We start from the raw sequence: 14,165 nt of genomic DNA on the forward strand, positions 1-14,165 counted from the left end.
ACGGTCGTGCAAAAGCTGCTGGTTGACTCCGGTGCGCATTCTGGGGTTCCCGGCGTTGCCGATGCGGATTGTGCGCGTCGTGGGGTGACAAGTGACGGTGAATTGTAGGCGGTGCAGGCGACCCGTGGTCGCCGTGGCGACAAATTTCCCGCTGCCGGGTTGCCGGGCGTGGCTTCCGATGGCCTGCACGATCCCGGGTTTGAAGCACCGGCGTGTCCTTGTTGTGCCTGTCGGCGCCAAGCGCCAGGTCAGCGGCACGGCTGGCGGCGGGCGCAGTCTGCGCCTGCCTGACTACGGTATCGCCGGGCCGGCCTCAGCTCTGCGCGATGACCAGCCGGAAACCGGTGCTGCGCGGCCGGTAGACGGGTTCGATGCGGCTGCGCGTGGCCGAACGGGCGTAGCGGGCCGGGTCACTCCACGTCCCGCCGCGCAAGACCCGCATCTTGCCGAACGTCGGGCCGCGCGGGTCGACCTGTGGCTCGCCCGGGTAGTCGGCATACCAGTCGGCGCACCATTCCCAGACGTTGCCGTGCATTTCGTACAGTCCCCAGGGGTTGGGCGGCAGCGAGGCGACCGGCACCGGGCGCTGGCGATAGACGCCCTTCATCCCGTCAGCGTATGGGAAATCGCCGTGGTAGTTGACCTGTTCGGTGGTGATCTGGTTGCCGAAGGAGAACGGCGTTGTCGTCCCGGCACGGCAGGCATATTCCCATTCCGCCTCGTACGGCAGGCGGGCGTTCAATCCCGGTAGCCGGCGGTTCAGTTCGGCGAGGAAGCGCTGCGTATCGTGCCAGGCGACGTTCTCGACCGGATGTCGCGGGTCTTCCTGAAAGTGGCTGGGATTGACCGGCCACACTGCCGTCCAGAAAGCCTGCGTGCACGCCGTGTCGGCAAGCCAGAAGCCGTGGCTGATCGTCACCTCGTGCGGCAGTTCGGCGACCCCGCGCTGCGTTTCGTCGGCCGGCGATCCCATCTGGAAACACCCGGGCCGGATCCAGCGAAACGCTTGTCGTGCGTTGCCTACCACAAGTCGCAGCGATCGCCCGAAGGGGTCATCGAGCAGGTCGCCGGCGCCGGGCACCGGGAAGGGTTCGGCGGAATCGGTCCGCGGGTTGCTGGCGGTTGGGCGGGCGGGCATGGTCTTCGTTCTTCGTTGATTCGGAAACGGCGCACCCCTGCCGGAACGCCGTCTGGTTTACGCGATGGCGTTCAATATACCGCGAAGGGCCTGGCTCGGGGTAATGCTCCGTGCGATGTATGCTAAGGTTGGATTTCCGTCGATACCCGTGCCGGCCGCGGCGGTCGGTCCGCTTTCGACGGCCATTGTCCGGTGAACCGTTTTTCCCCGTCGTGTCGCCATGGAAACCCCGATCGATCGTCCCTTTCTGTCAGTAATCCTGCCGGTGTTGAATGAAGCGGCAACGCTCAGGGAGCAAATCGCGGCACTGACCGAGTTGCGGCGACGCGGGATGGAATTGCTGGTGGTCGATGGTGGCAGTGACGACGGCACGCCGGAATTGCTGCGGCCGGTAGCTGATCGGCTGCTCGAGGCGCCGCGCGGTCGGGCCGTTCAGATGAATGCCGGGGCGCAGGCGAGCCGCGGTGCAGTCCTGCTTTTCCTGCATGTCGACACCAGATTGCCTGCCGAGGCCGAGCAACTGGTTCGTACGGCGATCGAGGGTGGGGCGGTCTGGGGTCGGTTCGACGTGCGCATCGACGGATGTTCGCCGCTGCTGCGGGTCGTCGAACGGATGATGAACTGGCGTTCGCGCCTGACCTCGATTGCCACGGGCGATCAGGCGATCTTCGTTCGCCGTGCCGTGTTCGAGTGCCTTGGTGGCTATCCGGATCTGCCGCTGATGGAAGATATCGCCTTGTCGCAGAGCCTCAAGCGAATGGGACGACCGGCCTGTCTGCGCGCACGGGTGACGACCTCCGGGCGGCGCTGGGAGAAGCATGGCGTGCTGCGCACGATCCTGCTGATGTGGCGTTTGCGAGTCAGTTACTTCTTCGGTGCCGATCCACGGCAACTGGCGATTCGCTATGGCTATGTTCCGCGACAGCCCTGAGGCACCTGCCATCGCCGTCTTCGCCCGGGCGCCGCAGGCGGGTACCGCCAAGACGCGCCTCATTCCGGTGCTCGGCGCGTCTGGTGCCGCCCGCCTGCAGCGCCGACTGACCCTGCGCGCGCTGGCCGTCGCGCAGCGGGCGGCCCCCGGCAGGGTCTGCCTGTGGGCGGCACCGGACGAGCGGCAGCGTTTTTTTCGCGCCCTTCGGTGGCACTGCGGTGTCGAGCTGCGCTGCCAGTCGGATGGCGATCTCGGCCAGCGCATGGCGGCGGCCTTTGCCGTGCAGTCCGGTCCGTCGTTGCTGATCGGCAGTGACTGTCCGGCCCTGCAACCGGCCGATCTGATCGCCGCAGGCGAAACCCTGCTGGCGGGAGACGAAGGCAGCGGCAACGACGCGGTGTTCATCCCGGCCGACGATGGTGGTTACGTGCTGGTCGGTTTGCGTCGTCCCCGGCCGGAGCTGTTCGAAGCGATCGAATGGGGTACGCAGCGGGTGATGCAGCAGACTCGTCAGCGGTTGTCGCGCCTGCATCTGCGCTGGGTCGAGCTGCCCGGGTTGTGGGACGTCGACCGGCCGGCCGATCTGGCGCGCCTGGCCGGGCTTGACGGATTCGCTGCATGGGGTCGGTGAAGGCACCACGCCGCCGCGTGGCGCTGGGCGTGCTGGTGCCGTCGTTGTGCGCCGCCGTGCTCGGCTTGCTCGTGCTGCGGCCTGCCTGCGCCGAGGACAGTGGCGGCGTGCGGCGCGTCGAGCTGGCAAGGTTTGCGAACGTCCAGCCGGGAAACAGTCTGCCTGCCGCCTGGGTACACCAGACTCTGCCTTCGGTCGAGCGCGCCAACCGGTTCGACATCGTCAAGGATGGCGGAGTCAGCGTGCTGCGGGTGATTTCCGACCGTTCGGCGTCCAGCCTGCTGGCTGTGCAACGTGTCGACCTGGCGGCGACACCGCTGCTCCGGTGGCGCTGGCGCGTTTCCAGGCCGGTCAGCGCGTCCGACCTGCGGCGCAAGGCGGGCGACGACTATGCGGCGCGCGTCTATGTGTTGTTCGACCTGCCGTCCGAGCGTTTGAGCGTCGGCGACCGGATGAAGATGATGACCGCGCGCCTGCTGTATGGCAGCGATCTGCCGGCGGCGGCGCTGTGCTATGTCTGGGGGACGGCGCAGTCTGTCGGCGAGTCCGGCTGGAATGCCTACAGTGACCGTCTGCGGATGATCGTCGTCGATTCGGGAGCGACGCACGCCGGGCAATGGCGGGAGGTGGTGCGCGATGTCGCGGCGGATTTCCGCGCTGCTTTCGGCGATCCGCTGATGCCCGTTACGGGCGTCGCGCTGGGTGCCGACACCGACAACACCGGCGAGCGCGTCGAAGCCCGCTTTGCTGACCTTTCGTTCGAGACGTACCCATGAGGACGGTTGAGACTGGCCTGTGGCGGTCGATAGCGGCGTGGGGGAGAGGGAAACTCGGCTATAATGCGCCGCCAACCGTTCTCGTTTTTCCCCTGCCACGGGCATGCCCGGGGGAGTTCCTCCCATGCGCAATGAGTTGCCGATGTCGCAAGCCGTGCCTGAATCGCCGCCTGGCCAGTTGCCGCGTGGTTTGCCGGAAGCCGCGCGCCGGGCTGGCGGGATGCTGGTCGACCGCCATGGACGGCATGTCAGCTACCTGCGCCTGTCAATCACCGACCGCTGCGACTTTCGCTGTAACTACTGCATGGCGGAGGAAATGGTTTTTCTGCCGCGCGCGCAGGTGCTGACGCTCGAGGAATGCCTGCGCATCGCCCGCATTTTCGTTGCTCTCGGGGTCAGCAAGCTGCGCGTCACCGGTGGCGAGCCGCTGGTCAGGCACAATGTCATCTGGTTGCTGGAGCGGATCGCCTGCCTGCCGGGCCTGAAGGAGCTGGTGCTGACCACCAATGGTTCGCAGCTCGATCGTTTTGCCCCGGCCTTGCAGGCGGCCGGTGTCAAGCGCATCAACATCAGCCTCGACACGCTGCGTGCAGGCCGTTTCCGGGAGATTACCCGGGTCGGTGATCTCGACAAGGTCTTGCGTGGTCTCGACGCGGCACAGGCGGCCGGTTTCCAGCGCCTGAAGATCAACACGGTGATGATTCGCGGCGGCAACGACGACGAGCTGGTCCACCTGGTCGACTTTGCCGTGCAACGTGGCATCGACATTTCCTTCATCGAGGAGATGCCGCTCGGCGACCGCGGGCTGGGTCGTCGGTCCAGCCATTTCAGCAGCGACGAAGCGCTCGCCCGCTTGCAGAATCGCTTCGTCCTCGTGCCATCCGCCGAGAGCAGCGGTGGACCTGCCCGCTACTGGAGGATTCCCGGCAGCGTGACGCGCGTCGGTTTCATCTCGCCGCACAGTCACAACTTCTGCGACAGCTGCAATCGCGTGCGCTTCACCGCGCGTGGCGACCTCTACCCGTGCCTGGGCAACAACGATGCCGTGCCGCTGCTGCCCTTGCTGCGTGCGCACCCGGACGACGACCGGCCGCTCGGCGAAGCGATCATGCACGGCATGGGGATCAAGGCCAGAGGTCATGACTTCGCTCACCAGATGGATACCCCACAGGTGGTGCGCTTCATGTCGATGACCGGCGGCTGAGCACCCGCTCCGGCGTGCGCCGGAGCCGCCGGCCGCCGCATGGCGGTGTACGCTGGTCGCCGCGGCACCTGCCCGATCCACCACCAGGGCCGGTTGTCACGCATCGCGTCGTCCGTTCCCGTGCCGTCAGGCACGGACCACCGATCTGCAGTGGGCAGGCGACGAGCGTAGTGCATTGCCTGGTGCTGGCGGGCGGCCGGAGCGCCAGCCGGACACTGAGTGTGAAAGGGGGGCGATGGACAAACTGCTGGAAAGAATCTGGGCCTACTTCTGGCTGCCCGAGACCAAGTTCATCATCGCTGGCGCCGTGATCCTGAGCCTGCTGTCGCTGCGCCTGCTGGCCAGGGAACGCCGGCGCGTCGGTGGCACCTTTGTCGTCTTCGTCCTCTGCCTGCTGGGCCAGCTCTTCGGTGCCATTCTCGAAGGACTCGATTACTCACGCCTGGCGGTGATGTTGCATGAACTCTTCGTCATCGGATCGGGAATGGCCCTGTTCCGCCTGGCGGCGATTTTTGCCTTCCGGGCAATTCTGCCGCGCGTCGGGATCGTCGTGCCGCGTATCGCGGAGGATATCGCCGTGCTCGTGCTCTACGCGGCGTTCATCCTGGCCCGGCTGCATATCGTCGGCCTCGACCCGTCGAGTCTGCTGACCACCTCGGCGGTGATCACCGCAGTGCTTGCCCTGGCCATGCAGGACACCCTGGGCAATGTGCTTTCGGGAGTCGCCCTGCAGCTCGACAACTCTTTGCGCACCGGCGACTGGATCAGGGTGGACGAGCTGACCGGCCGGGTGGCACAGGTGCGCTGGCGGCAGACGACGATCCGCACGCGCAACGGGGAAGTGGTCATCGTTCCGAACAGCCAGTTGATGCGCGGCCGGTTTACGGTGTACGGCAGGGAGGACATTCCGAACTGGCCGTGGCGGCGATGGATCTGGTTCAACGTCACCCATGATTCTCCTCCGACCCGGGTGATCGATGCTGTCGTCAAGGCGATCACCGTTGCGGAGATTCCCAACGTGGCCGCCGAGCCGGCGCCGACCTGTGTCCTGATGGACTTCGGTCCGGGCTATGCGCGCTATGCCCTGCGTTACTGGATGCTCGATCCGCAGCCCGACGATCCGACCGATTCCGCGGTGCGCGTCCATGTCCTGGCTGCCCTGCAGCGTGGCGGAATGCGCCTGGCGGTGCCGGAGCAATCCCTGCTCGTCACCAAGGAGAACGACGCCTACCGCGAGTCGATCCAGCGGCGCGAGACCGAACGCCGGCTGCTCGATCTGCGCAAGCTGGAGATCTTTGCCAGGCTTGACGAGCGCGAGTTGCTGACCATCAGCCAGCACCTGGTTTTTGCGCCCTTTGTCAGTGGCGACGTGATCTTCCGGCAGGGCGACGAGGCTCACTGGCTCTACCTGCTGACGGTTGGCGAGGCCGAGGTGTGGGTCGAGTTTGGCGACCAGCCGAGACAGCTTTTCCGAACCATACCCGCCGGCAGCACTTTCGGCGAACGGGGCGTGCTCACCGGCGAACGCCGGCGCGATACGGTCGTTGCCAGGACGGACCTGGTGTGCTACCGCCTCGATCAGGCGACGCTCGAACAGCTCATTCAGTCGCGGCCCGAACTGGCCGAAGCGTTTGCCCTGATTCTGGCGCGTCGCGAGACCGAGCTGGACGAGTTCACGCGCCGCTTCGTGGACCAGCCAGCCGGCGGGGATGCGCCGAAAGCAGGAATGCTCGACAAGATCCGCAGCTTCATCGGCCTTTGATCAGCACCGGCGACCCGCTGCTCATCCGGCCGCCGGCAAACGGGCAGAATGCCCGGCGACGCGCAGCCGCTCGGCGTAGCCGGTCATTTCGAGGTAGCCGCGCCCGCTCAGGCTGCCCTCGATCCTGACCAGTCCCTCCCAGTAAACCACCGGCGTCGGACGGCTGGCGGCCAGTTCCTGATCGTCGAGCAGCGGAAGCGTGCGCACGCTCTGCTCGCCGAAGCTGATCTCGATCTGCACCGGATAAGTCGCCCCGCTGCGCGGTGACGACCAGCCGCGCAGCGGCGTGAAGCGGACGCTGTCGGGTGCGAACTGACGCAGCCGGCCGCCGGCGTCACGCCACGCGGCGTGTGCATAGAGCGTTGCTCCGACCGCATCGCGCATGCGAAAAGCCATCAGCGCGCCGCCGTCGGCGAGGTTGATGCCGAGCCAATCCCAGCCGACAGCACCCTCGCCCAAGAGCGCCGTCGACCATTCGTGATCGAACCAGGCGCGTCCGCTGACCATTTGCTGCCGGCCTGCGTACACCAGTGTCCCGGCGACCTGCAACTGCGGCCAGCTAACATAGTAGCTTGCCAGACCGGGTGCGTGGCCCTTCGGCGAATAGCCCTGATCGCCCTGCAGCAACAGGGCTTGCGTCGGGCTGAGGGTCAGCTCCCAGGAGAACTGCGGGCTCTGCATCTGCAGGCGGAGCTCCTCGTCCGCCCCGCGTGCCTGGCGGAACATCCGCCAGGCACCGATGCCGACATCGCAATCGAGGCTGGAGAAGCGGGCGCCGAGATTCGCTCGCGCCGCGCGTTCGCTGTGTCGCAGCCGGTCACCGGGCAGGCTCAGTGCCGCGTGCGCAAAAACGATCTGCCGCGCGGCGATCGGTGAATGCAGATTTTCGGCGGTGCCTGGCCGACTGCGGAAAAAGGTGAGCTGAAAGCCGATATCCTGCTGCGGCGTGTCGAGCGCGCCGGTGACATACCACCACTCGGTACGAAACTCCGGGTGCGCCCCGTGATCGCGTGGAAAGACGAGGTGGTGGCCGCGGGTCACCGGCGGATAGGCGACCGCCTGCCGTGCTGATGCCGAACTCGCCAGTGCGGGCAGCAGCAGGGGGGTGGCGAGAAAGCTGCGCCGTCGCATCGCTAGCAGTCGCCGCTCACTGGGTGCTGGCCAGTACCTGTGCCACCGGCAGCCGGGTTGCCTGGCGGGCGGCATAGTGGCTGGCGAAGATGGCCGTCGCCAGGGTCGATGCGACGCCTGCGAGCAGCGCCAGCCACGGAATGTCCAACGGCATGTGCCAGTGGAAGGCCTGCGGATTGACCACGTGGGTCAGAACGGCGCCGATCGCGGTGCCGCAGATACTGCCGATGAGCAGACCGACGGCGGCGATCAGGGCGCCTTCGAGCATCACGGAACGGCTCAGCATGCGGCGGTCGAAGCCCAGCGCGCCGAGCGTCGCCAGTTCGCGCGCACGCAGCCAGACACTGGCCGCCAGGGTTACCGCCAGTCCGAAGACGCCGATCAGCATGGCGGCCGCTTCAAGGGCATGGGTGACGGCAAAACTCTTGTCGAAGATCGACAGGCTGAGCTGGCGGATTTCAGCGCTTTCCGCCAGTTCGAGTCCGTGTCTGGCGGTGTAGGGCCGCAGCCATTCGGCGGCGGCGGCCTCCTGGCCGGGCAGCGGCCAGAGGGCCAGGTCGGTCGGGCGAAAATCGCCGCCCAGCCGGCGATAGTCGTCGCGACTGATCGCCACGGCACCGAACTGTCTGGCGTAGTCGCGCCAGACTCCGCCGACAAAGACCTCGACCTCGCGTCCGAGAAGCGGCAGGTGGATTGTTTGCCCGGGCGAGAGGCGATAGATTTCGTGCATCGCCTCGCTGATCCAGACCACTGCCATCTCGGGCGGCGGGGCAATCACCGGCCCGCTGAAGGGCAGTCGCTCGCCCGGGTTGCTGCGCTCGAGTTCGCGCACCAGCAGACCGACACCGGGTCTTTGCGGATCAAGCGTCAGCAAGGCATGAGCGGTACGTTCGACATGGGCAAATGGCGTATCGGTCCGGGCCAGGGCAGCCAGCAGGTCCTGTGGTAAGGGGGTCGCCTTGCTGCGCAGATAGAGCGGGGCGGGCAGAACGTGGTCGAGCCAGCGATCGACGGCGACGCGAAAGCTCGACACCATGATCACCATGCTGGCGGTCAGGGCGAAGCTGACGATCAGTCCGCTGGCTGCCACCTGTGCCATCAGCGGTGCCTGCGCAACGTTCTGCAGGGCGATCTGTTGTGGCGCTGGCAGCAGCGAGCGTGTGGCGACCCAGCCGAACAGTTGCTGCGTCAGGAGCGGCGCAGCGGAAATGCCGATCACCAAAACCAGCGCAATTGCCGCGTAGCCGGCCAACGGCAGTTCGAACAGCGGTGGCAACTGCAGCAGCGCGCCTGCCGTCAGCGCCAGCCCGATCGGCAGCAGCAGTTGCCGGCGGGCGTTCCGGCCAGCCCGCGGCATCTGCGCGAATCCGCTGTTCAGCGCCTGCACCAGCGCTTGCCGGCGGTTCAGCCAGGCCGGATAGAGCGCGCCAGCCAGGCTGGCGATACAACCGAGGAACAGGAAGCCGAGTGCCGAAGTCGCCTGCGGCACGATGATCGGGGCGCTGCCCGGGAAATAGCCGCCACCGAGGTCGCCACCCAGCAGGCGCGTGAAGGCGAAGGCGAGGCCATAACCCAGCCCGAGACCGAGCAGCGCACCCGGCAGGCCGATGGCCAGTGCTTCGAGCAGTACCTGCAGCAGCCGCCTGGCCGGGGTCAGTCCGAGCACGCCGAGCAGGGCGAATTGCGTCGAGCGCTGGGCAACCGCAGTCAGTTGGGTGGCGAAGACCAGAAAAGCGCCGGTCAACAGGGCGACCAGTGCCAGGACGTTGAGGTTCACCCGGTAGGCGCGCGACAGGTTGGCGGCGCGCGCGCTGTCGTCGTCCGCCACGCGCAGCAGCAGACCGGCCGGCAGTCGTTGCGCCAGCCTGGCTCTCCAGCTTGCCGGATCGGCATCCGGTGCCAGGCGCAGGCGCGCCTCGCTGACCGCATCGGCCGGTCCGAAGTGCTCCTGCACCCAGGCGATGTCGGCCACCAGCAGTAGTTCATCAGGTCCGGCAGCGGGCAGGTCGCCGGCGATGCTGGTCGACCATTGCTGGTCGCCGCGGGTCAGCGTCAGCGCTGCGTTGACCGGCAGACCGAGCCTGGCGAGCAGCGCCGGCGAGGCGTATACCCCTCCTTCGAGGATGCTGCCGGTCGGCGCTGGCTCGGCCTGCCGGGGCAGCAGGCCGGGCATCACCACTCCCGCCGTGAACACATCCAGGCCGATCAGGCGAACCGGTGCCGGCCAATGGCCGATGCGTACGCGTGTTTCGATCACCGCTGCGACGACCAGCACGGCCGGGTCGCGCGCAATCTCTTCGAGACTGCTCAGGGCCACGCTGCCGGCGCTGTCGCGTGCGGCGATCACTGCATCGGGCTCTCCCTGCACCGTTTTCATCGCCCGCGAGAAATCGGTTAGCGCCGCGTCGTTGATCAGATGGATGGCGTAGCCAAGCGCAACGCCGAGGGCGATCGCCAGCATCGAGAGGAGCGTTGCGACGCGGCAGCTGCGGAACTGGGCGCGGATCAGCCACCAGGCCAGCGTGTTCATTGCAGACCGTCCGAGGTGAGCGTCAGGATGCGGTCACAGCACAGCGCGACGTGCTGCGAGTGGGTGACGATCAGCGCGCTCGCCTGCTGCTCGCGGACTTGTTCGAGCAGCAGCGAGAGCACTTCGCCGGCGGTGCGCGGGTCGAGGTTGCCGGTCGGTTCGTCGGCCAGGATCAGCGCCGGGTGGTGGACCAGGGCGCGGGCGATCGCTACCCGCTGCAATTCGCCGCCCGACAGCGAGGCAGGCCAGCGCCCAGCGAAACCTGGCAGGCCGACCCGGGTGAGCAGTATTTGCGTGCGTGCCGTGTGTTCCTCGCGCGGCACGCCGGCGAGCAGCAGCGGCACGGCGATGTTCTGGGCAACGGTCAGCGTCGGCAGCACGTGAAAGGCCTGGAAGACGAAACCGATGCTGCGCGCCCGCAGGGCGGCGCGCGCCGCTTCGTCGAGGCCGACGATATTCACTGCCGGTGCGCCGATGTCGATCGCGCCGCTGTCCGCGCTCTCGATACCGGCGATGCAGTTGAGCAGGGTGCTCTTGCCGACTCCCGATTCGCCGACCAGGGCGACGATTTCTCCCGTCCCGACGGTGAAACCGAGGCCGGTGAACAGCGGTCCGCTGGCTTGCGCATGGCGCTTGGCCAGTCCGCTGACGCTCAGCACGTCCGCTCGGCCATGTAAGACCAGTTGATCTTGCGGCGGGGGAGAAGGTAGTCGAGTTCATCGATCGTTCGATCCTGCAGGCGTAGCGGACGCTCGATGCTCAGACCGTCGTCGAGCGCCAGATCGACGATGATCGACTGTCGGCGCGGTACCTCCGGGGCGTAGACCATCACCTTTGGCCGGAGCGGCTTGTCCGCTCCGGCCGAGCCGATCACCGCAGCGCTCCGACCGTCGCTGAGCTGGACGATCGAGCCCGGCGGATAGACGCCCATCGCGCGAATGAAGAGCTGCAGCAGCATCGGGTCGAAAGCGCTGCGCTCCCGCATCCACAGGGTCGACAGGGCTTCCGACGGCGAGATGGCGCGCCGGTGATCCGGCGGATTCACCAGATTGTCGAAGCGGTTGGCGATCGCCACCACGCGCGCCGCCAGCGGCACCGCGTTGGCGCTGAGGCGATCCGGAAACCCCTGGCCGTCGTAACGCTCGTGATGGTGCAGGATGGCGTGGCGTATCGACTGCGCCAGGCTGCCGGCACGGGCGGCAGCATCGAAGCCGCTGCGACAGTGCGATTGGTAGATGGCTTCCTCGTGCCGATTGCGCTGGTTGTTGCGCAGGATTGCCGGATTGACCTGCAGCTTGCCGATATCGTGGAGCAGGGCACCGATACCGATCGCCTGCAGCGCCGCTGGTGGCAACTGGGCCTGCTTGCCGAGCAACAGCGACAGGGTCATCACCGACAGTGAGTGGGCGGCGTGTCCGTCCTGGTGTGCCTTTTCGGCAATCAGCACGATCGCGCTGTCGGGGTCGGCGAGCAAGGCGGCGGTTGAATCCTCGCTCACCCGGGCGACTTCCCTGATCGCTTCGCATGGGTTGCCGGCAAACGCAGCAAGCGCGCCGGCCACTGCCCTTGCCGCACTCAGATAGTGCTTCTGCGCCTTGTCCAGTCCTTCCCTGAGACGTTCCATGGCCTGGCTGCGGGCTTGCTTCTCGGCCAGGCGGGCGGTGGTCAGGGCAGCCAGGTGGGCTCTGTCGGGAGCGGTCTCGCGGTTTGCCGCACAGGTCGCGGGATTGCCGGTCGATGGCGGCGGCAAGGGTGGTACCCGGCAACGCATCGGGTCACAAAACAGTTGCGGCAGCTTCATCGCGGCGATCAGACGTGCCTGTTCCTCGTCCACAATGACAAAGGAGCTGAACATGAACTGGTGCTCGATCCACGGCACCGGCAGACGGACGTGCACCCCGGGACGCAGTTGCGCTGCGTCGATAAGGATCTCACCCTCCTGCCGGCCTGTCTCGTCCGGGGCTGACGACATGTCGTGCTCTCTCCTGTGCGGCGGTGTCGCTGACCTGATGCGCGACAACTGGCACTATAGGGCAGTTGCTCCGGACAGTGCTAGCCACCCGCCTGCGCTTGCTGGATGCCGGGCGGCGTCGATCAGCACGGCCGGCGCCATTCAGCGGGTCGGCGTCGTCGGCACGGCCGTGCCGACCGGCTTTTCGGCCGCCGCGACACGCAGTGCGGCCAGCAGTTTCTGTCCCGGACGGCCGTCGGCGGTCATCCCCAGACGTTTCTGTTCGGTCTGGATGGCTTGCCGCGAATTGGCGCCGATCATGCCGTCGATTTCGCCGATCGGGTATCCGCGGCCGGTCAGCAGGGTCTGTAGCTCGCGTCGCTCACGCCGCGACAAACCGGGATCGTCGGTCGGCCACGGCGTCACGAAGGGCTTGCCGCCCTTGATCCGGTCGGCGAGGTGGGCGATGGCCAGGGCGTAGCTTTCGGCAGCGTTATAGCCGTAGATCACGTCGAAGTTGCGCAACACCAGAAAAGCGGGGCCGCGCGGACCAGCCGGCAGGAGCAGTCCGGCGGCAGCTTCCGCGGCGGCGATCGGCTGTCCGTCGGCACGCCGCACGCCGCGCCCGCTCCAGTAAGCGAGTGGTCGCTTGTTGGTGCGGCCGGAGACGCTGGTATCGAAGCCTGGCGGCAGCACGACCTCGTAGCCCCAGGGCTCACCCGTGCGCCAGCCCGCCTTGTGCAGGAAATTGGCGGTTGAGGCGAGCGCGTCGGGGACGCTGTCCATCAAGTCACGTTTGCCGTCGCCGTCGCCATCGACCGCCAGGCGCAGGAAGGTCGATGGCATGAACTGGGTATGGCCGAAGGCGCCAGCCCAGGAGCCGACCAGGCGCTCGGGTGCGATATCGCCGGTGTCGAGGATTTTCAACGTGCTCAGAAACTCGCCACGAAAGAAGGCTTGCCGCCGTCCGAAACAGGAGAGGGTGCCGAGCGACGTGAGCAGCGGTCGCTTGCCGAAATTTCGCCCGAAATTGCTCTCGACACCCCAGACGGCCACCACCGTGTCGGCATCGACGCGATAGCGCTCCGCTACGCTGGCCAGTGGGCTTGCCCATTGCTGTTTCATCGCCATGCCGTCGGCCACCCGCTCGTCGTCGACCAGGCCGGCGAGATAGTCCCAGATTGGCGTTCGGAACTCCGGTTGATAGTCGAGGAATTCGAGCACGCTCGGGTCGGGAGTCAGGTCGCGAGTCAGGCGATCAAAGGAGGTCGCCGAGACACCCTTGCCTGCTGCCTCGGTGCGCAAGCCGGCGAGGCACGCGCTGAAACGTTCGGCAGAAACGCCTGCCTCGCCGGCAGCCGCTGCGGCGATCAGGGTCAGGGTGAGGGTCAGAGTGGCGGTCAGGCAGGCAGGTTTCATGGTCGAGGGCCGGGGAGAGCGGTTGTTGCGGCAAGGGAAGGGCAGCGGCTCAGCGCTCCGCGTCGGATCACGGTTGCCGGTCGTAGGGCGCGGGAAGGTCTTTGGCCGGTCGTTTGGTCGATGGTCGGGGCCGCGCATCGTATTCCGCGTCACCGATCACCTCTCCCTCGATCACTCGTCCGCTTGCCTGACCGCCCGCTGCTGGTCGTGGCTCCGCCGGCTCTCCGGGCTGGCGATGCAGGTGGCGGGTTTTCCATTTCAGATAGGCGAAAATCAGCGCCCCGCCAATGAGCAGCACGCCCAGTGCGAGCAGCGAGAACATGAAGCCGACGACCAGCAGGAGGGCGCCAGCACTCATCGTCAGCAGCCTGGCCAGAACGCCGCCGGACAGCGGCAGGCCGAACTGTGAAAAACTGTCTGTTTGCTTGTTGCTGCTCATCGAAGTCCTCTTGTTGCCGCGTTGCGGCGAGCGCTATGTCCGTGCATTGTACGGTCTGCCCGGCGGACCGACCAGACGGTGAGCACGCACGGAGGGCCGGGAAGATGGCTGTCCGGCGTGGTGTACAAAAAGAAACGGCCCGCCAGAGGGGGGCTGGGCGGGCCGGGTGATGCTGTCGCCGTGGCACTCGGGGGGGAGGGGGAGGGGGAGGGAGTGTCCCGGCGACGAAACGAATGCTACAGACAAAGGCGAC

Annotated in this window: 12 protein-coding genes; 5 read left to right on the forward strand and 7 right to left on the reverse strand. The window is 66.9% G+C overall.

Annotated features, from left to right (window positions below; all coding sequences use genetic code 11):
* Positions 1–313 precede the first annotated feature (313 nt).
* Positions 314–1,138, reverse strand: coding sequence for a formylglycine-generating enzyme family protein (locus JNK99_RS15880; RefSeq protein ID WP_291854860.1), 825 nt, complete (start codon positions 1,136–1,138; stop codon positions 314–316).
* 220 nt (positions 1,139–1,358) lie between these two features.
* Between JNK99_RS15880 and JNK99_RS15885 the strand changes: the two genes are divergently transcribed.
* The 5 genes from JNK99_RS15885 to JNK99_RS15905 all read left to right on the forward strand — a co-directional run bounded on the left by JNK99_RS15885 (position 1,359) and on the right by JNK99_RS15905 (position 6,442).
* Positions 1,359–2,069: a TIGR04283 family arsenosugar biosynthesis glycosyltransferase gene (locus JNK99_RS15885; protein WP_291854864.1), complete on the forward strand. Its 711-nt coding sequence runs from the start codon at positions 1,359–1,361 to the stop codon at positions 2,067–2,069.
* The gene (locus tag JNK99_RS15890) at positions 2,044–2,700 is read left to right on the forward strand and encodes a TIGR04282 family arsenosugar biosynthesis glycosyltransferase (RefSeq protein WP_291854867.1); all 657 of its coding nucleotides are present in this window, start codon (positions 2,044–2,046) and stop codon (positions 2,698–2,700) included. The genes JNK99_RS15885 and JNK99_RS15890 overlap by 26 nt, the downstream gene beginning before the upstream one ends.
* On the forward strand, positions 2,688–3,476 hold the full coding sequence (locus JNK99_RS15895; protein WP_291854870.1) for a DUF3047 domain-containing protein: 789 nt from the start codon (positions 2,688–2,690) through the stop codon (positions 3,474–3,476). Before JNK99_RS15890 ends, JNK99_RS15895 begins: the two co-directional genes overlap by 13 nt.
* 220 nt (positions 3,477–3,696) lie before the next feature.
* Positions 3,697–4,680 (forward strand): GTP 3',8-cyclase MoaA, encoded by a 984-nt coding sequence (gene moaA, locus JNK99_RS15900; protein WP_291854894.1) that lies wholly within the window; start codon positions 3,697–3,699, stop codon positions 4,678–4,680.
* A gap of 235 nt (positions 4,681–4,915) precedes the next feature.
* Positions 4,916–6,442 (forward strand): mechanosensitive ion channel family protein, encoded by a 1,527-nt coding sequence (locus tag JNK99_RS15905; RefSeq protein ID WP_291854873.1) that lies wholly within the window; start codon positions 4,916–4,918, stop codon positions 6,440–6,442.
* A gap of 21 nt (positions 6,443–6,463) precedes the next feature.
* Here JNK99_RS15905 and JNK99_RS15910 read toward each other — a convergent pair whose 3' ends face one another.
* The 6 genes from JNK99_RS15910 to JNK99_RS15935 form a co-directional block, all read right to left on the reverse strand.
* Positions 6,464–7,573: a lipocalin-like domain-containing protein gene (locus tag JNK99_RS15910; protein WP_291854876.1), complete on the reverse strand. Its 1,110-nt coding sequence runs from the start codon at positions 7,571–7,573 to the stop codon at positions 6,464–6,466.
* A gap of 16 nt (positions 7,574–7,589) precedes the next feature.
* Entirely contained in the window at positions 7,590–10,103 is a 2,514-nt protein-coding gene (locus tag JNK99_RS15915; protein ID WP_291854879.1) for an ABC transporter permease, read from the reverse strand.
* Positions 10,100–10,762 carry an ABC transporter ATP-binding protein gene (locus tag JNK99_RS15920; protein ID WP_291854882.1) on the reverse strand — a complete coding sequence of 221 codons (663 nt, stop codon included), beginning with the start codon at positions 10,760–10,762 and terminating at the stop codon, positions 10,100–10,102. Before JNK99_RS15920 ends, JNK99_RS15915 begins: the two co-directional genes overlap by 4 nt.
* Positions 10,756–12,075 carry an HD-GYP domain-containing protein gene (locus JNK99_RS15925; protein ID WP_291854885.1) on the reverse strand — a complete coding sequence of 440 codons (1,320 nt, stop codon included), beginning with the start codon at positions 12,073–12,075 and terminating at the stop codon, positions 10,756–10,758. The genes JNK99_RS15920 and JNK99_RS15925 overlap by 7 nt, the downstream gene beginning before the upstream one ends.
* 141 nt (positions 12,076–12,216) lie before the next feature.
* Positions 12,217–13,473 (reverse strand): lytic murein transglycosylase, encoded by a 1,257-nt coding sequence (locus JNK99_RS15930; protein WP_291854888.1) that lies wholly within the window; start codon positions 13,471–13,473, stop codon positions 12,217–12,219.
* Positions 13,474–13,540: 67 nt separating this feature from the next.
* Complete coding sequence (locus tag JNK99_RS15935) at positions 13,541–13,912, reverse strand: hypothetical protein (protein ID WP_291854891.1); 372 nt, start codon at positions 13,910–13,912, stop codon at positions 13,541–13,543.
* Positions 13,913–14,165 lie beyond the last annotated feature (253 nt).

This window comes from Accumulibacter sp. (assembly GCF_016789985.1).
In the GTDB taxonomy this organism is placed as follows: Bacteria; Pseudomonadota; Gammaproteobacteria; order Burkholderiales; family Rhodocyclaceae; genus Accumulibacter.